This window comes from Hymenobacter setariae (assembly GCF_007713685.1).
Classification (GTDB): domain Bacteria; phylum Bacteroidota; class Bacteroidia; order Cytophagales; family Hymenobacteraceae; genus Hymenobacter; species Hymenobacter setariae.
Map to the genome: position 1 here is coordinate 927,114 of NZ_VMRJ01000001.1, position 17,812 is coordinate 944,925.

At 57.2% G+C, this 17,812-nt stretch carries 11 protein-coding genes; 5 read left to right on the forward strand and 6 right to left on the reverse strand.

What is annotated here, in order from left to right:
- Window position 1: 1 nt before the first annotated feature.
- The 4 genes from FNT36_RS03925 to FNT36_RS03940 all read right to left on the reverse strand — a co-directional run bounded on the left by FNT36_RS03925 (window position 2) and on the right by FNT36_RS03940 (window position 4,805).
- The gene (locus FNT36_RS03925; protein WP_144844563.1) at window positions 2-709 is read right to left on the reverse strand and encodes a PD-(D/E)XK nuclease-like domain-containing protein; all 708 of its coding nucleotides are present in this window, start codon (window positions 707-709) and stop codon (window positions 2-4) included.
- A 162-nt stretch (window positions 710-871) separates the two neighbouring features.
- On the reverse strand, window positions 872-2,281 hold the full coding sequence (locus tag FNT36_RS03930; RefSeq protein WP_144844565.1) for a DUF4270 family protein: 1,410 nt from the start codon (window positions 2,279-2,281) through the stop codon (window positions 872-874).
- Complete coding sequence (locus FNT36_RS03935; protein WP_233635663.1) at window positions 2,265-3,353, reverse strand: Kelch repeat-containing protein; 1,089 nt, start codon at window positions 3,351-3,353, stop codon at window positions 2,265-2,267. The genes FNT36_RS03930 and FNT36_RS03935 overlap by 17 nt, the downstream gene beginning before the upstream one ends.
- Window positions 3,354-3,590: 237 nt before the next feature.
- Complete coding sequence (locus FNT36_RS03940; RefSeq protein ID WP_233635664.1) at window positions 3,591-4,805, reverse strand: ABC transporter permease; 1,215 nt, start codon at window positions 4,803-4,805, stop codon at window positions 3,591-3,593.
- 72 nt (window positions 4,806-4,877) lie between these two features.
- Here FNT36_RS03940 and FNT36_RS03945 point away from each other — a divergent pair, with 72 nt between their 5' ends.
- The 3 genes from FNT36_RS03945 (at window position 4,878) to FNT36_RS03955 (ending at window position 7,775) form a co-directional block, all read left to right on the forward strand.
- Window positions 4,878-6,089 carry an exo-beta-N-acetylmuramidase NamZ family protein gene (locus FNT36_RS03945; RefSeq protein WP_144844569.1) on the forward strand — a complete coding sequence of 404 codons (1,212 nt, stop codon included), beginning with the start codon at window positions 4,878-4,880 and terminating at the stop codon, window positions 6,087-6,089.
- A gap of 164 nt (window positions 6,090-6,253) precedes the next feature.
- Entirely contained in the window at window positions 6,254-7,189 is a 936-nt protein-coding gene (gene fmt, locus FNT36_RS03950) for a methionyl-tRNA formyltransferase (protein WP_144844571.1), read from the forward strand.
- A gap of 88 nt (window positions 7,190-7,277) precedes the next feature.
- The gene (locus FNT36_RS03955) at window positions 7,278-7,775 is read left to right on the forward strand and encodes a dihydrofolate reductase (RefSeq protein ID WP_144844573.1); all 498 of its coding nucleotides are present in this window, start codon (window positions 7,278-7,280) and stop codon (window positions 7,773-7,775) included.
- A 71-nt stretch (window positions 7,776-7,846) separates the two neighbouring features.
- On the opposite strand, the gene porU2 is transcribed toward FNT36_RS03955, so the two are convergent.
- Together porU2 and FNT36_RS03965 are read right to left on the reverse strand one after the other, a co-directional pair.
- The gene (porU2, locus tag FNT36_RS03960; RefSeq protein WP_144844575.1) at window positions 7,847-13,102 is read right to left on the reverse strand and encodes a putative type IX secretion system sortase PorU2; all 5,256 of its coding nucleotides are present in this window, start codon (window positions 13,100-13,102) and stop codon (window positions 7,847-7,849) included.
- Between the two features lie 94 nt (window positions 13,103-13,196).
- On the reverse strand, window positions 13,197-14,324 hold the full coding sequence (locus tag FNT36_RS03965; protein WP_233635665.1) for a putative type IX sorting system protein PorV2: 1,128 nt from the start codon (window positions 14,322-14,324) through the stop codon (window positions 13,197-13,199).
- A 367-nt stretch (window positions 14,325-14,691) separates the two neighbouring features.
- Between FNT36_RS03965 and FNT36_RS03970 the strand changes: the two genes are divergently transcribed.
- Window positions 14,692-15,030, forward strand: coding sequence for a PadR family transcriptional regulator (locus FNT36_RS03970; RefSeq protein WP_144844577.1), 339 nt, complete (start codon window positions 14,692-14,694; stop codon window positions 15,028-15,030).
- A gap of 69 nt (window positions 15,031-15,099) precedes the next feature.
- Window positions 15,100-17,790, forward strand: coding sequence for a GIN domain-containing protein (locus tag FNT36_RS03975; RefSeq protein ID WP_144844579.1), 2,691 nt, complete (start codon window positions 15,100-15,102; stop codon window positions 17,788-17,790).
- The last annotated feature ends 22 nt before the right edge of the window (window positions 17,791-17,812 follow it).

Sequence of the window (17,812 nt, forward strand, 5' to 3'; positions counted from 1 at the left end):
GCTATAGACCTAGGGCCGCCACGGCGGCTTGTACCGCCGCGGCCCGGTAGGCGGGCGCTGTAGCTGGGGCTTGCAATAGCTTAAGCAGGTTCATGTATTTGCGGCGGCCTTCGGCTAGCATCTCGGCCGGTACTTCGAGTGGAAAAACACCGAAGGGCTCGACCTTTTGCACGCCCACCAGCAAGAAGCGCTCAGCTCGCAGGGCATCGGTATAGAAGGCAGCCTGGCGGTCATAATCGTAGGCCGAACACTGCCAACGGAAGTGGTCGGCATCGCGGGCCAGTGTGGTTTTAAAATCGATAACCGTGTAAGGCTGGCCGGGCTGGTCGAGCACAAGGTCGGCACGCAGCTTACAGAGCGTGCCCGTGGTAGGCTCCGTGAAGAGGGCACTGCGCTCGGTGAGCCCTTGGGCAAGCAGTTGGTTGAGCTCGGTATTCAGCTTCACGCCCTCCACCAGCCACCAAACGAGGGTATCGTTGAGGCCGGGCTGCCCGGCGCGGTAGTCATCGGGCTCAAGGAGCGCCGTGTGAAAAGCCGTACCAAAGCTCAGCGCGCCCGAGCCTGAGTCGGTGCGCGGGGGCCGACCGTCAAGGGCATCGCGCAAGCGAGACAAGTCGGAGTTGGCAATGGCGGGCAGAGCCCGGTAGTCGTCGTAGGATACGCGCAGCAGGTCGGGGCGGTGGGCGGGGGTCGGAAGCAAATCGGGCACGGTAGCTTAACAGTAAAACCCAGCCGAAAGTACCGCCCGCCACCGCCGTAACCAGTATTTTTTTACGCTTCTTTTCTAAGTGGCTTAGTATAAATAAAAACTGCCTCGAACATTTACGTCCGAGGCAGTTCTGAGAGCACCCTAGGGGCAACTTAGCTGATGCTAATTGTTGCTGATGAGGTATAGGCGCAGTTGCAGCTTATTATTGGCGCGGTTGGGTCCACCTAACACTACCCGCTCAGGCGTGGCCGGCGTTATCGTGTTGAGAAGTAAGCCCTCATTGGGCACCGTTCCATTTATCACATCTTTGCAATACTCAAGCACAGACCAGCGGTAACCCGCTTGATTAATCCCTGCCAGATTAGCTACATCCGTTCTGTAGTCGAACGTGGTAGGAGTGCCACTAGCAGAAACATCACTTTCCAACCGAGTATTTTGCACTAAGGCAACAGGTTGATTGCTCCGGTTGCTTCTGTACAAGCTCAACCTTGCTGGTGGAGCGAGGTTATTGCGTATACCTGAAGTATTATCCGGCTCTTGCGCCGTCATCACCGCGCTCGTAACAATGATATTCCGTCCGAAATTACGCAGGTTAGTGAGGTAAGGAATTTCAATTTTGGTTTGTAATCCCAAAAGCCCCTGAATGTAGGTCTGCTGCGTGGTAAGCGCGGAAGGAAGTGCCTGTAGCGACGTGGTAAGGGCACCTAAGCCTGCGGTAACCGAGCGGTCGGCCTCAGCTTGGTAAAAGTGCCGTCCAGTGCTCAAAGCAAATGAGTAATTAAGTACCGTAGCAGGGTCAGCCAACTCGTGGTAATAGAGTACGAGTGCCGCCGTCTCACTATTTGCCGTAAACTGTACCAATGCAGCTTCGTCGGTAGCACCGGGCAGTATTGCGAGCCCAGGAAACCGGGCGTCTAGTTGCTCTTGGCTAGTGAGCTGCCGCGATTTGCCCGCATCCAACAGTTCCTGGCCGAAGGTGCTTAGCAACCGTACGCGTAACGTCGAAAGGTTGGGGCGTGCCCGGCGCACTACTACCCGGTTAGGGTCGTTCACCGACTCGGCCCGCACTCGGCTGCTCATTGGGGTAAGCTTGGGCGAGGCATAACCGTACTGTGAAGAAGGCACAAACGAGTTCAAGCGATGCACATCAACCAGTGTCTGCGTCTTGGTTGTGTCACCGTAGCGGTAGGTATTGGGCTTCAGCACCAGTACCAGCGAGTCGAGCACCTGGGTTTGGCTGGGCGTGAAGTTGCTCGGCAAGCTCATCGTTACGTAGCTCTTAGCCGTGATAGTACCTAGCTGTGGGTCGCGGTAGCGCCCCACCAGTAACAGGTTCGACGAAGAAGTAATGATGGAATCGCGCAGTACCGTCGAAGCACGAACAGTGAGTGTGTCTACCAAATAGGCGCCCGTATTGGCATCAGCGCTGGGCAGGCCGACGCCAATATTGCCGGGCGTGCTGGAGCAGGCCGCTGCTACCAGCAGCAAGCTCAGCCCCAGCAGTAGCCGTTGCCACCCGGTAGCCAGTACTACTGGCGCCGAGAAACTAGCAGGCTTATTGTTGCGCAGCATTCGGGTCAAAATTCCAGAAATCGTCGAATGCTGTAGCGCCCGTAGCCCCTAGGCCTACGTAGCCCGTGTTGCCAATGCCAAATGCCACGGGCAGCGAACGGCCCGAGCCCGTGAATGGGTTCTTTAGGGTCCAGTTATCAGCTGCTGGGTCGTACTCGTAGCAGGTCAGTAGGTTGCTGCCATTGTTGCCTACCGTTACATAACCCTTGTTATTGACAGCAAAAGTTGCCGTCTGGGTACGGGCTACCCCGCTGTAATCGTAGCTTCCAGTCGAGTTGCTGATGTTAGCTAGGCTACGCTTCGGAGTCCAGGTGCTCGATGCGGGGTCAAAAGCCCAAAACTGCGTATCGGTCGTGTTATTGCTGGTACCGAAGCCCATGTACATCACGTTGTTGAGCGTAAAGGCCGAGGCGTTTACACGCTTGTTACCGGGGAAGCCGATATCGGTCCACGAGTTGGTGGCCGCGTCGTACTTATACATGTCTTTCTCGTAGTTGCCGCCGAAGCCGCAGCCTACGTAGCCTACATTGCCTACGCTACCAGCCACAGCGCCGCGGCGGCCAGTACCAGTGGTGGTCAGCGGGAAGTCCTTAATGCGCGTCCAGGTACCGATGGTTGTGGTCGTGGTCGTGGTGCCGTTGGTCGTAGTGCTGGTCACGGTCGGCGTGGCAGGGTCAAACTGCCAAAAGTCGCTGAGGTAAGTACCATCTTGGGCAAAACCGGTGCCTACGTAGCCTTTGTTGTTAGCGGCAAAAGCAGCAGCCATGTAGCGAGCCGGCGCAGCGGCAGGCATAGGCGTTAGCTGGGTCCAGCTACCCTTGGCGGGGTCGAAAGCATAGAAGTCTTTGAGACGGACGCTGCTTACATCGTTACCCGTGCCTACGTAGGCGATACCGTTGATAATGAAACTTACGGAGCCACTGCGCGTTACTCCTGGAAAGGAGTTGCCGGCCGTCCAGTTACCAGTTACTGTGGTAGTCGTGTCATCCTTTTTGCAGCTGCTCAGCCCAAGGCCGACGAGAAGGAGCGCCAGGGTCAGGAAACGGCCTGCCCGCAACGAAAAGTTTTTCATGTAAAAAAAGTAATGGATTGCGCTTAAGAGTAAGCCAGCGGGCAAAGTGGTTGCGTTAGCTCGAAGTAAAAAGTAAAAATGGGGCTGACCTAAAGCCCTGCAAGGTACGGCGCAACCCGCTTTTACCCCAATTCTCATCGGCTAACACGGGCTTTTTACCGCGCAACCAGCTGAACAATGGGACTAGCCGGGGCCGTAGCTAGCACAACGCCAACTGAGCAGTTTTCTTGCCCGCCGCTAGTCAAATCGGATGGCCACCATGGGCTTGATGCGGGCAATGAGGTACGTAGGAATAAGCACGGCCAAGCCCGAAGCTACCAGCGTAGCCACGTTGAGCAGTATCATCATGGTAGGGTCCCAGGCAATGGGCACGCGGTCCATGTAATAGTTTTCGGGGTCGAGAGGGATAAGTCTGAAATAGTATTGCAACGCGCAGAAGCCCAACGCTACGGCATTGCCAATGAGCAAGCCGCGCAATGTAATGGACACGCCTCGGAAGAAAAACATTTCTCGAATCTGGTTGTCGCTCGCCCCTAGGGCCTTCAAAATGCCTATCATCTTGGTGCGCTCCAGAATCATGATGAAAATGGTAGCAACCATGTTAAAGGTAGCCACGAAGATGATGAGCACTAAGAAGATAATAACGTTGCGATTGAGCAATTGCAACCAATCAAAGAGCTGCGCATACTGGTCGGTCACTTTCTCTACGCGTACCTCGTAGGGCAGCTCCTCATAAAACTGATCGAAGGTGCGGTCGAGTTGTTTGAAGTCACGTAGGCGCACCTCTAGCCCGCCTACTAGTGAGTCGGGCCAGGCATTCAGTTCCTGCACTTGGCGCAGGTCGCCGAGTACATATACCTCATCAAACTCATCTAGGCCGGTCTGGTAGATGCCCGATACCCGAAATTTACGCACCCTAGGTGGCTGCTGAATGAAGTAAAACAGCGCCTCGCTGCCCACTTTCAGCCGCAGCTTGTCAGCCACCTTGCGCGACACGACAATGTCGGGGCTGGCCGCCGTGTCGGTGAAGGTGATAAACTTACCATCCACCATATTTTGGCGCATCGAGTTTGGGCCATGCTTCTCGTTAATGCCTTTGAGCACCACGCCGAGCACCTCGTCGGTAGTTTTAATGATGGCCGTTTTGCGAGCGAAGGGCTGCACCGACACCACCTGGCGATAGGCACCTAGGCGCTGGCGCAGGTCAGGCTCGGAAAGCGGGGCCACTTCAAGCGAGTTGGTATTGTCGTAGCGCGAAAGCTGAATGTGGGCGCCAAACGAGAATATTTTACCCTGGATTTGCTCGCGGAAGCCCTGCAGGATAGAAAATGACACCAACATCACGGCAATGCCCAGGGCAATGCTCACCGTGGCAATGCGGGTGACCGAATGGGTGAAGGAGCCGACGTCGGCCCCGTCCATCTTGCTTGATATGTAGCGGGCAATGTTCACTAGCGGGCGTAAAGCTACGGCCGGGCTGGCGTTGGGCGGCGGCCGGACGCCAGAGAGGTGTAGTTTTGAAGTATGATAACGCGCATTTTGGCCGGTGCCAGCTTCCTAGGTGCCCTCGGTTTGGGAATGTTAACTCACCGCAACGACCTGCCGCCGATGGCCCGGCCCGATGCGGGGCCCACCATTCAGGTGGGTGCTGCCCAGTTGCCTGCCTACCTACCTTGGCTGCAAGGCAAGCGAGTAGGCTTGGTTGTCAACCAAACCTCGCTGGTAGGGCGCACCCACCTAGTCGATACGCTTAAAAGCCGGGGCGTAAACCTGACGGCCATTTTTGCTCCTGAGCACGGGTTTCGGGGCGAGGCGGCCGATGGCGCTACTATTGCCGACGGGCGCGACGCTCGCACTAGCATTTTGGTGCGCTCCTTATATGGAAAGACCAAGAAACCAACGCCTGAGATGCTGGCCGATGTCGACATGCTGGTATTTGATATACAAGACGTAGGTACGCGCTTTTATACCTTCATCAGTACGCTGCACTACGTGATGGAGGCCGCCGCCGAGCAAGGCAAAACTGTGGTAGTGCTCGACCGCCCTAACCCTAACGGCGCAGTGGTCGATGGCCCAGTGCTCGACCCCAAGCATCGGTCTTTCGTGGGCCTCGACCCGCTGCCTATCTGCCACGGCCTCACGGTGGCCGAATTGGCTAAGATGCTGAACGGCGAAAAGTGGCTGGCCAATGGTCGCCAGTGCGCGCTGAAGGTGGTGCCGATGACCGGGCGCTACACCCATGCCCAGCCTTACGCCTTGCCTGTGCGTCCTTCGCCCAACCTGCCTACGGCGCGTGCCGTGGCGCTGTACCCTAGTATTTGTTTATTTGAGGGCACCAACGTGAGCGTAGGCCGTGGCACCGAGCGGCCGTTTGAGGTAATTGGCGGGCCCACGCAGCCCGCCAGCCGACCCTACCTATTCACACCCCGCCCCAATGCGGGCTCCCCCACTCCACCCCTAAACGGCCAGCTCTGCTATGGCCTCGACCTGCACCAGCCCGCCGCCCAAGAGCCCGCCGAGTTTTTCACGCTGAAGTATTTGCTTGACTTCTATCGGCAGAGCACTGACAAGGAGCACTTCTTCACTAAATACTTCGAGCAGCTGGCCGGCACCGACTCGTTGCGGGCACAGGTTATCGCGGGCCGCTCGGAGGCTAGCATCCGGGCTAGCTGGCAGCCGGCCCTAGGGCGCTATAAGGCATTGCGCAAAAAGTACCTGCTATATCCCGAGCGATAGGCCAGAAAGCTACTACTAAGCTACATAGCGCGCAGCACCAGGTATAAAACCGACTGTATAGCAAAGCCAGCCTGGCCGGCACCTAGGTGGCATTGGAGGCAGGCTGGTTACTTTCGCGCCGCGCTCGGATGGCCTAGGTTGCTGGCGGGCGCTCCCGATTCCCTATGTCTACTCCGCTCCGTCTCATCTTCATGGGCACGCCCGATTTTGCCGTGCCTACCCTCGAAACTTTGCTGGCGCTGCCCGAAGCGCGGGTAGTGGCCGTCGTCACGGGTCCCGACCGGCCTGCTGGCCGCGGGCGGCAATTACAGGCCTCCGCCGTGAAGCAAGCGGCCCTAGCTCACAGCCTACCGGTGCTACAGCCTACCAATTTGAAGGACTCTGGCTTCCAAGAAGAGCTGCGTAGCTACGCCGCCGACTTGCAGGTGGTAGTGGCCTTCCGGATGCTGCCCGAGGCAGTATGGAATATGCCCCGTCTGGGCTCAGTTAACATCCACGGCTCATTGCTGCCGCAATACCGGGGCGCGGCCCCCATCAACTGGGCTCTGATGCACGGCGACCAGGAAACGGGTGTTACGAGCTTTTTTCTTCGCCACGAGATTGATACTGGCGACTTGATTTTGCAGGAGAAATTGGCCATCACCCCTGACGATGACTTTGGGTCGGTCTACGACAAGCTAAAGGTCCTAGGTGCCCAGTTGGCGGCCCGCACGGTAGCGGCCATTGCGGCCGGCACAGCACCCAGCACGCCCCAGCCCACCGCACCCGATGGCCTACGCCCTGCGCCTAAACTCACCAAGGAAACCGGCCGGCTCGACTTCAGCCGCTCGGCTGCTGAGCTGGTCAACCAAATCCGCGGTCTTAGCCCAGCGCCCGCTGCCTACACCGCTTTGCCCGATGGACGGAGCCTGAAGGTATTTCGCGCAGAGGCGGTCGATGCGGCCTCCGATACGCAGGCTGGCACCTGGTCCACCGATGGCCGGCAGTCGCTCGGAGTGACTACCAGCAACGGCTGGCTCAAGCTGCTGGAGGTGCAGTTAGAAGGTAAAAAACGGATGAGTGTAGAAGAGTTTTTGCGCGGCACCAAGCTAACCTTCTAGGTACTACCATGGGCATTGAGCCGCTTAGTACTCACAGCAGGGTACCTACTGCTCTTAGCTCATCATCATTAATTGCTCCTTGATTTAGATGGTTTCTCTTATCGTAGCCGCCGCCGAAAATGGTGTTATCGGCCGCCAGGGCCAACTGCCCTGGCACCTACCCGCCGACCTCAAGCACTTTAAAGACCTTACCCTGGGGCATCCTATTATAATGGGTCGGCGCACATTCGACAGCATTGGGCGGCCACTTCCGGGACGGACCAATATTGTGCTTACGAGTCATCCTGGCTGGTCGGCGCCAGCGGGGGTGCTCGTGGCGCACTCGCTGCCCGAGGCGCTAGCACTGGCGGCTGGCCAGCCAGGGGGCGATGAAATCTGCGTTATTGGCGGGGGCGAAATCTACCGCCAAGCCTTGCCTGGCGCCGCTGTAGTGCACCTTACCGAGGTGCATACTACCGTGGCCGATGGCGACACTTTTTTCCCTACCCTTTCGCCCACCGAGTGGCGCGAGGAAACCCGCCATCGATACCCCGCCGACGACCGCCACGCCGTGGCTTATAGTTTCGTAACGCTACGGCGCAGGTAAGAGTAAGTGATACGAAAAAGGCTCGTCTAATAAAATTAGACGAGCCTTTTTCGTATCACTTACTCTTATTACTACCGCAGCAGCACGAGTTTGCCCCAGTCTTTCTGGAAGGCTTTGTCGCCGGCTGTAGCGCGCTGGCTGAACTGTCCATTCGGGTCGTTGAGCGAAACTCGGTAGAGGTACGTGCCATTGGCTAGGCGGTCGCCGTACTGGTCGGTACCGTCCCAGGCGTAGTCCGTGATGTTATTACCAATGTGCAGTGGCCCCAGCTCACTCATGAAAATTTCGCGCACCACTCTGCCAGTCAGTGTCATAATTTGAATTTTCATGTCGCGTGGCAGCTCTTGGCCCGTTACTGTGAATACAAAGCGGGCTTTACTTGTGACGGGATTAGGATAAGGGAACACGTTGGTGATTGTCGATTCCTTTACCACTTCAAACTTAATCTGGTAGGTCTGCGTGCCAGCAGCATTGCCCGAGCGGTCGCGGCCCTGCACTTGCAGCGTATAGATACCGTTTTCGAGCGGCGTCGTTTTGCCCGGCTGGAAGTCGAGACGCGCCACTGAGCCCGCCTGCGAGGTCGAATCGATGGTAAATTGAATTTCTGAGTTGCCTAAGGTATTTATCAGCGTGGGGGTCGTCTGGCCGGGCTTTTGGAGCAGCACTGTGAAAGCCGAAGCATCCTTAATATGCCGCAGCTTGTCTTCGTCCTTAAGCTGAATGCTGACAACCGGTGTCGGCGACACCAAGTCACCGTTGAGCAGGTGTCGACCATCCACGGCCACGTCGAGCGTAGGTGGCACGTTGCCATCACTGATGGTGTAGGGAGCCAGCGTGAGCGTATTATTGAAGAAATACAGTTCGGGCTGGCGATTGGTCACCGGGTTCACCGTTACTACCGGCGTGAGGGTGCCAAATACTCCGACCACGTCTAGGCTTATTTGCACGGTCATGCTTTCGCCAGCTTTGAGAATGCTAGGAGCCGTGAAGGTGGCCGACTTCACCGAAACGCCGCTGGCATTGAGCAAGTCGATGCGTGTGGTAAGCGGGGCGCCAAAATCGATACCGCCAATATTCTGGAACACTACCGGGAATGCAATCTTTCCATAATTAGTGGCCTGGCCAGCTAGAGTGGCGGGGTCATAGCTAGCGCTGGATACTAAGTCGCGCCGCACTGTACCCTCGGGCAAGCCTTTATAAGCCACGAGCCACTGCCGCAGTTGAGGCGGCACCCGGTTCACCGAGTCACGCAGGGTTACTTCGAGCTGTAAGTACGGGTACTTGGCAGCCGCCACCGATGTCAGGCTATATGACTTGGTTTTAACATCAGGAGCCAGTTCGGTAGTGGCGTTGCTGGCATCAACGCCGAGCACGCGCAGGGTATAATCCGAAGTAGTGTTTTCGCGCTTAATAACGTTGAAAAGCGTTTGCCATTCCTGCGCGGGGCCGATGCGGGTGCTCAGCACCCTACCACCTTGACCGGGGGCGAGTACTGTATCCACAAGGCTCACTAGCTGGTTGTAGCTGGGCTGGGCTAGGGTACGGTCGGGGCCTTGCTCACGCACGAGGTTGCCGCCCGTAGCCATCTTTTTTGCCAGCAATACCCAGGGCTCGCCATTGCGCAGCTGCCCACTGGCAGCAAGCTGGCTGCCCAGCAGCTTAGTGAGTGCTGTGCGCACGCTGGCCGGGAAGGCTGCGTAGCGCAAACGGTTCATGCTAACGAGCGCCACATAAGCACCATCGGGTACGTTGTTGAGGAACGTTACGAGCTGTTGCTGACGCGCTGCGCTATTGTTCAGGTTGTCGAGGGTATCGCCACTGGTGCTACCAAAATGATAGAACAGCTGGTCGTTCGGGCCGCAAGTGCTATACGGGCCGCCGGGCACGGCCACGCGCTTGAGCGTGTGGCCATCCAGGGCTACCAGCAGTAGGTTAGGTGAGTCGGTACCGCAGTCGCCTAGGTAGGGGGGCACCGTCACATCAGTCCGAATACCATATCCATTGCCGATGTTGAAAGTACTGCCAGACCCAACACCGCCCCCGCCTACTGTGAAGAGTGCCACTGGCTGACGCTGGTCGGCAAAGCTCCAGCGTCCAGTTGGCGCGGCAACGGTTACATTTTGTAGTTGGTCACGCTGAAACTGCGCATGATGGCTCTGCGACCAACCACCCGCTACAGCACCCGAAATAATGCGGAAAGATGACTGCTGCCAGTTGGGGTCTTCGCCTGCCGCGGGTTGGCTGAAACGCACCCGCCAGTACCACACTACCGAGTCGGGGCGCGCCCCCACCAGCGTCGGCGGCTGCCAGCTCACTACGGCCGGTCCCGAAAGATTGAGCGCCTGCTTAAGGGCACCGCTGTTAAAGGTAGCCACGGTATCGACCTGAAAGTCGTAGCCTCGCACAGCGGCCGTAGCATCGTTGTTTTGCGCTACGAGCAGAGGCAGGTTGGTGCTCACAATCGCAAATTCAGTGGGCGTAACTAATGTCATTCCACCTTTCAGGAATGAATAGGTGATGGTAGCCGCATTGTTGGTTTCATCGAGTTCAGCCACTTTGTTGGCGTAGTCCAGCTCTACCTTGAAGGTATTGTCGCCATACACATCGCCCGTGTTACCTAGTGTAATAGTGTAAGTCGTATCGCGGGCCCACGCCTGGCGGAAAGTTTGGGTCAGCACCTCGGCCGCCCGGCCCCCACCCGGCCGGTACGTGCGCGTCACCCTGATTTCAACTGCATCTGTGGTAATGCGGGCGGGGTTGCTTACACCTACCCGCAGCACAAAGGGCGCAGTAGGTGTAATAGCCGAGGCCCCCGGCGCTGGCGCTAGCGACAAAGTGGCATTGCTGGTAATAAAGTCGGGTTTAGCCGGCGCGTAGAGGCGCAGAGCAGGGTCGCCCTGCCAAGTGGTGCTCAGCAGTTGCTCTTGGCCTACCACCGATTGGAAAGCCGCCTTGGTTTGCATTTGGCGCACTACTTCGTTGTACACCTGCGTCACGGGTTGACCAAACCACGTCGCATTGTTGAACAACAGTTCGTACATCTTATCCTGCACGGGGTCGAGCAGATAAGCATACGATTCGCACGCCTGCGAAAGCATGCCGATAGAACCCTTTTGCGGCGCTAATAGCCAGCTAATGCCAAAAATGCGTGTATTAAAGGCAAAATCGCCCGCGATGCAGCCGTTGTACATCAAAATGGGGTAACGTCCCACATTCTGATAACCGTTGGAAGCATCATCAATGTTGCCAATATCTAGATTAAAGTAGTTGAGCGCACCGTGGCCAAAGTAAGTAATGGCTGCTAAGCCAGTGTTCAGCTCCGTCGAGATGTTGAGTGGGACAATAAACTGATTTGTCGTGTTTTTACGGAACGTGGTAACCTTGCCTCCTAGCAGCGGCCGCGGCACTCGGCGAGCATAGCCATCGAGATAACCTGCAAACTCCCGGAATTCATCACTGGTGGCGCCCCCTGCTAGGTGTACCACATTTTTGCGCCAAGTTTGAGGGTCGGTCGGGCTGTAGGTAGTTAGCTTTTCTTCGTGCTGCTGCAGCTTGGCCAGGTAGTTCATCACCTCTTGCGGGCTGATAGCCGGCACGCGGCCAGTGGGCATGCGCGCCACAAAGTTGTTGTTAGGCCAGTCGCTAGAAAGAAAATTGTCCGACGTAGAAGCGGTCGAAACCGGCACCAAATCTATACCTTGCTCGCCCAAAATTCGGCTGGTTCTGGCCGCCACAATGCCCCCACCCTCCAGAATGTAATCTTGGCCGGGCTGCGTGCCGGGGCCCAGGCCTTTACCTAGTAGCAGCAGGTATTTGATTTGCGTGGCGGGCGATGAGCCTACTAGCCAGAGCGCAAAATGGCGGAGGGCCATCACCGACCGCTCACCGTAATGAAACTGGTCATATAGCTGAGGGGCCGTTACCATTAGGGTATCGTAGCGACCACCAGCCACTGAAGCACGATAGTTGGCGTAGGCCCGGGCGGCGTTAGGCGCGCTGCCAGCGGCTTTCATCAGCTGCGGGTGAGTGATGATGACAAAGTTTGGCTTGGCCGGGTCTATCGGCCGGAAGGTGATACGCTGCGCCGCCGCAGGTACTAGCCACGCGTTGGCATCAGCTAGCAGCAGGCGGTGCGTACTCTGCTCTGTGGCTCCTGGGAATACAAAGCGACGGGCGGTGCCACCCATCGTTTGGGCGGCCGTAGGTGCCACACGCTGTACATTCCAAGGGTCCTGCACATCGTAGCCAACTACCGTAGCCGGTACATTATCAAGCTCGTAAGTAGCAGGCCCAGCTAACAGCGAATCGTTTTGAAACCACATGGTGCGGCGGTCACTAAACCACACGCTTTGCTGCGGCGCCGTTACTTTCAGGTAAGCATAGCGCCATACGTCATAGGGCGCTGCTGGGCGCTGATTGAGTGCTACGCAATGCATCTCAACCGTGCCGTTATTAACGTCTTCGGGCCGAATAGCGTAGCTACCGCGAATAGGATTGTAATTCTGAAACCTCATTACTCCCACTTCTCGCTGAGCTCCAGTCGGCGGCACGACACGCACACTAGTTATATGCAGGCCGGCGGTGCCACCATTACCGCTAGGTACGCTGCCGCCTACTAGGCACACCTCGGCTTTGATAGCAGGGGTTCCACCCTGCGTGGGCAGAGCTCGCAGCAGGCTGTCGGTGCGCACCGAAAAGTCACCCGTCGTGCCAGAAAAGAACCCCTCGCTGCTCTCCAGCCACGGCATATGGGCAGTACCTTCTGTAGGCCCTTGCACATAGCCGCCTACTACCAGCTTTAGCGACGTTTGGAGGCGCCAGGCATGGGGCGTGCCACCAGCCGCCGCTGGCTGCGCCACGCGCTTGCCAGCCCGGCTACCCCAGGTAATGAAGTAGGTAGCCGTATCCGTATAGAAGCTATAGTACTGGTGAGCTTGGTCGGCAGGATTTTTATAGAACTCGCGGTCTAGCTTGCCATCATTGCGCTGGCCATAAAACTCTAGGTAGCTCGTGGCATCGAGCGTGGCCTGGTTGCCCCCTTGGTACAGGGCTACCTCTTTACCACGCCGCCAGAGTTGAAACTGCGTGGGGGCCACGCCCGCGGCATTGAGACTACGCAAATAATTGTAGTCGAGGCGGTAGATGCCATCGCGCCACACTTTCAACTTGTAGTAGGGTTGGCCCGCCACTATCCATTCGTTGCCGTAGGGGCCCGACTGTGCACGCGCGCCAATGCTTAATAGCACGCCCAGCACGATGAGCAAGCTTCTACCTAAGCCCCGTAGTATAGTGGTATTTTGCCAACCAGCGGTGTACTGCTGTGTCATCGCTTAATTAGATAAGCCGGCCTGCGCCAGCGATATAGAAATAGTGAGTTGCAGATAAAATGGCGGCTTCCTGGCCGACCTAGGTGCATAGCGCTTAGTTGCTGGTGCGCAGGCCACCCGCCCGGCTCCCAAACCCGTAGCCTAGGCTCACAATTAAGGAATTGACGCTGGACGATTGGTCGAGCGCCAGCCGCGACAATGCCAAATCAACGCGCAGGCCGCTAAACGCCACACCAGCGCCTAGGCTATACTGGCCTTTCCACTGCTGTTGCTTGCCAAAATCCCTTATTTTCTGGTAGTTGCCGGCGCCGCCACGCAAGAATACCAAGTTACGGTAACCCACTTCGACTCCTATCCGTGGGTCAATACTCACGGGCTTGGCCGAAACGAGCGTATTGCGCTGGCCATCGGTAGTGGCCTCTAGGTCGGTAGCCACTAAGGCCGTAAAATCGGCAGGCAACTTAAACTGATAGCCTACCCCTACTACCAACCTAGGAAGCGTCAGCTCGGTCGAGTTTGTAGGGATGGCTTCGTTAATAGTAGTAGCCTTAAAATTCTCAGCGTTGATGCTCCAGGCGTTGAAGGTTGTTGTGATATCGCGGGCCGTCAGGCCAAGGCGCCAACCGCCATGGTTGTACTGCACGCCAGCATCTATGCCAAAGCCATAGGCATTGGCATACGAACCAATATTGCGATAGATGAGCTTGGCGTTGGCACCAACACTTAGGCCCTCGGGGCCCAATTTGCGGGCGTAGCTGAGTAGCAGCGCATAATCAGCCACTGAAAAGTACGTGATTCTATCGTACTGAATCTGCCCATATTCGTTGATGAGCGCCCGAGTATCAGCAATGTTATCGACCCCCGAGCGTAGCAGCGTAGCACCGACCACGGTTTTGTCGTCTAGGGGCATGGCGAAGGCAGCATAGTCATTTTTCACGACACCCGAAAACAGCTCGGAATGCATCAGCACGCCATCGTAACGAGCCTGTAGGTTGGGGAGGGCGGCGGGATTCCAGTAGCCAGCCGTGGCATCGGTAGCTAGGCTTACTTGCACTTTACCCATACCTAGGGACCGCGCTCCAGCGCCTAGGTTCATAAACTCATTGCTGTATTTAGGGGTGTTGGTTTGAGCATGCGCGCCTGCTATGGCCGCCAGAGCCAGCCCCAAGCTTAGGCTCCACTTCATGCGCCAAGACCGAATAACAAGAGTAGATGTTAGCATAGTAGGTATAAAGACCAAAAAATTGTCACGCCAACGCAAGTTACTGCCAGATAGTGCGAGTAGCTACTTGCCCGGTGCTAGCTTACTAGCACCAGCTTTGCACAAGCAACTCGCATTCCGCTGATTAGCTCGTCAGTTAGTGGCTAAAGGATAGATAGGACGGTAGTGAGCTAGTATTTTCTTGAACTTTTCTAACTACGCCTCCCAGAATTCTTGCTGCAGAGCAATAGGTTACTGAATGCAAAAAATATTTTTAAATCGATTTCTTCTGAAACGAAACAAAAAATTTTACGCCAAGTATTATGCAATACAAAGTACCTGCACTACATTTGTACTGTTCCTCACCTACTACTAGCCCATACCGCCCATGAAACTAGAGAACACCCAGGTGCAGATGCGCAAAGGCATCCTCGAATTCTGCATTCTGGAGATTATCGGCCGCGGGGAGGCCTACGCCAGCGACATGCTGGAGGAGCTCACCCAAGCCCGCATGATAGTGGTGGAGGGTACGCTCTACCCGCTACTCACGCGCCTCAAGAATGCCGCCCTGCTCGACTACGTCTGGAAGGAATCGACTTCCGGCCCACCCCGCAAGTACTACACGCTCACCGACTCAGGCCGCCAGTTTTTGGAAGAGCTGCGCCAAACCTGGGAAGAAATGGCTCTCTCGGTAGGCATCATTCGCCAGCCTCGCCGCCCAGCTTAGTCACCCTGCTTTTACGCCCCACCTCTTTCAGCTTAAAACTGCCGCGCTTCGCCGCCTGCGGCCTTTCTCATGAAAAAGAACATCAGCATCAACTTGCAGGGTATCATCTTCCACATCGAAGATGATGGCTACGAAGTGCTTAGCCGCTACCTCCACGAGGTGAAGGCGCACTTTGCCAGCTACCAGGGCCACGAGGAGATAGTGGCCGATATCGAGGGCCGCATTGCCGAACTGTTTTCGGCGCGCCTTTCGGCCGTTAAACAAGTCATTACCCTCACCGACGTGGAGGAAATGACTGCCAAGATGGGCCGCGTGAGCGACTTCGCCTCGGAGCCTGACGAGGACGAGGAGGCCTATGCCGAGCCTACAGCCACTGGCCAATCGGCCGGCTTTGGCCGCGGCTACACGGGCGGCGCTACGCCTCCCTATAGTGGCCAGGGCACGGCCGATGGCCAGCCCCGCCGCCTCTACCGCGACCTAGCGCACCGCAAAATTGCGGGTGTGTGCGCTGGCCTGGCGCAGTATTTCATGATAAACCCGCTGGTAGTGCGGCTAATTTTTCTGGCCTTGGTGCTACTGCCCAATGTGGTTGGGGTGTACGACCATATTCCCGGCACCGGCATATTCCGCCACCGCTTCGATTTTGGCGGCATTGCGCTCATCGCCTATATCATCTTGTGGATAGTGTTGCCTAAGCGCGACGACGCCCCCACCCCCATCGATACGCTCGATTTTGGTGGCTCGCTCACCGGCCGCAAGCTGTTTCGCGATGTAGATACCGGTAAGATAGGTGGCGTGTCAGCTGGCCTGGCAGCCTACTTCCGCACCGATGTAGTGCTGGTGCGTGTGCTATTCTTGCTGAGCTTGTTCCTAGGTGGCTCAGGCTTTATCATCTACCTCATCCTGTGGGTAGTAGTGCCCGAGGCCCGCACCGTATCAGAAAAAATGCAGATGCGCGGCGATGCCGTTACGCTTTCGGGCATCGATAACACTTTGCGTACTAGCGCCTTTGAGGGCGACGCTACTACGCCGGCCGGCAGCCGCTCGGTAGGCACTTTTCTAGAGGGGGCGGCGCGTAGCGCCAAGCCAGCGGCCTCCTTCCTAGGTACCATTATCCGCTGGCTAGTGGGCTTGTGGCTGATTTTTTGGGGTGGCTCGTGGCTAGTAGCCGTGATGGCCATGCTAGGTGCTGCCCTCAGCATCATTCCTTTCTCGGCCGTAGAGCACACAAGCAACGGCTTTATGTTCGACAATGAGTTTGGCTCGGTGGTGCGCAACCTGCCACCGTGGGGCGCGGTTGCCGGTGCCCTACTCACCAGCATTCCGGCCATTGGCCTGATACTGCTGGGGCTGCGCCTGATAATGCGCCGCTGGATACTGGGCCGCAACACGGGACTAGTGCTGCTAGGTTTATGGCTGCTCGGGGTAGCTGGTTCGGCTGCAGCCGCTTTGCAAGTGGCCCGCGAGTTTCAGGCTAAAGGCACTTATAACACGACCGTGCGCCTGGATGCAATGGCGGGCCGGGGCATCGTACTCGACTCGCGCGATGTGGAAGACCGCATGGAATGGGTGAACCTGAATGTGGCTCCCGCCGATAGTGGCAAGGCTCCCTACATCGAGCAGGAGTTTCGGGCCAACGGCCGCACCGAAGAGGCCGCCCGCCTCACGGCCCAGCAAACGATGGTGTACAACATCGACCAGCGCGACTCGACCATCACCTTTGACGAGGGTTTGCGCCTCAAGGATAATGCGCCGTACCGCAACCAGAAGCTGCGCCTGACCTTGTATTTGCCACTTGATAAAGTGTACCGCCTCACGCCCCGCTTCCTAGACCACCTCAACGATGACGATTTCACCGATGGCCATCGCCCCAACACCGACGGCGACCGCTCGTACCGCGCCCGCTTCACCCGCGAGGGCAAGTTTACCTGCCTCAACTGCCCGCCTGTTGACCAAGATGATGCTGACAACGACAATGACGGCGACGAGGTGGTAGACATCGACGCTGATGGCACCAAAATGAAGCTGCGCGTAAACACCGATGGCAACGAGCCTACCGTGCGCATCAGCACTAGCACCCCCAACTTCAACACCGACCCCGGCCACTACGGCACTGGCCGCAAGACGCTCAATGGCAGTGAGGAATTCAGTGAAATTGAAGCAGCTGGCCTGTTTCGGGTGCTGGTGCGGCAGGGCGATGGCTTTAAGGCCGAAGCTGCTGGCCGCACGAGCGACCTCGACGACGTGCGCCTCGAAGTACGGGGCGAGCGCCTCATCATCCGCGGCCGCCGCAACAATGGCTTGTTTTCGGCCTTAGGCAGCAACCGCAACCCGATACTGGTAACTGTGACGCTACCCCGCTTGCGCCACCTCGAGTTGAGCGCCGCCTGCCAAGCCGACGTAAGCGGCTTCCGCGACGAAGACTTGCGGGTGAACGCCTCTAGCGCTGCCTCTGCCCGCCTCGCTGTCGAGGTACCGCACCTCGAAATCGACCTCAGCAGTGCAGCTCACGCCGAGTTGAGTGGCTCGGCCAACGAGTTGTCGGTAGACGGCTCCAGCGCCAGCTCACTCGACGCCCTAGGCTTGCGCGCCACTAATGCGTCGGTCGACCTCAGCAGCGGCTCCGAAGCTAGCGTGCGTGCCACCGACGTGCTGAAAGTAGACCTCAGCAGCGGCAGCCAGGTGAAATACGCTGGCAGCCCCAACCGCATTGAGAAAGACCTCAACAGCGGAAGTTCGCTAGAGCAGGTGAAAGAATAACGCTTAGCTAGTAGCCACTAAT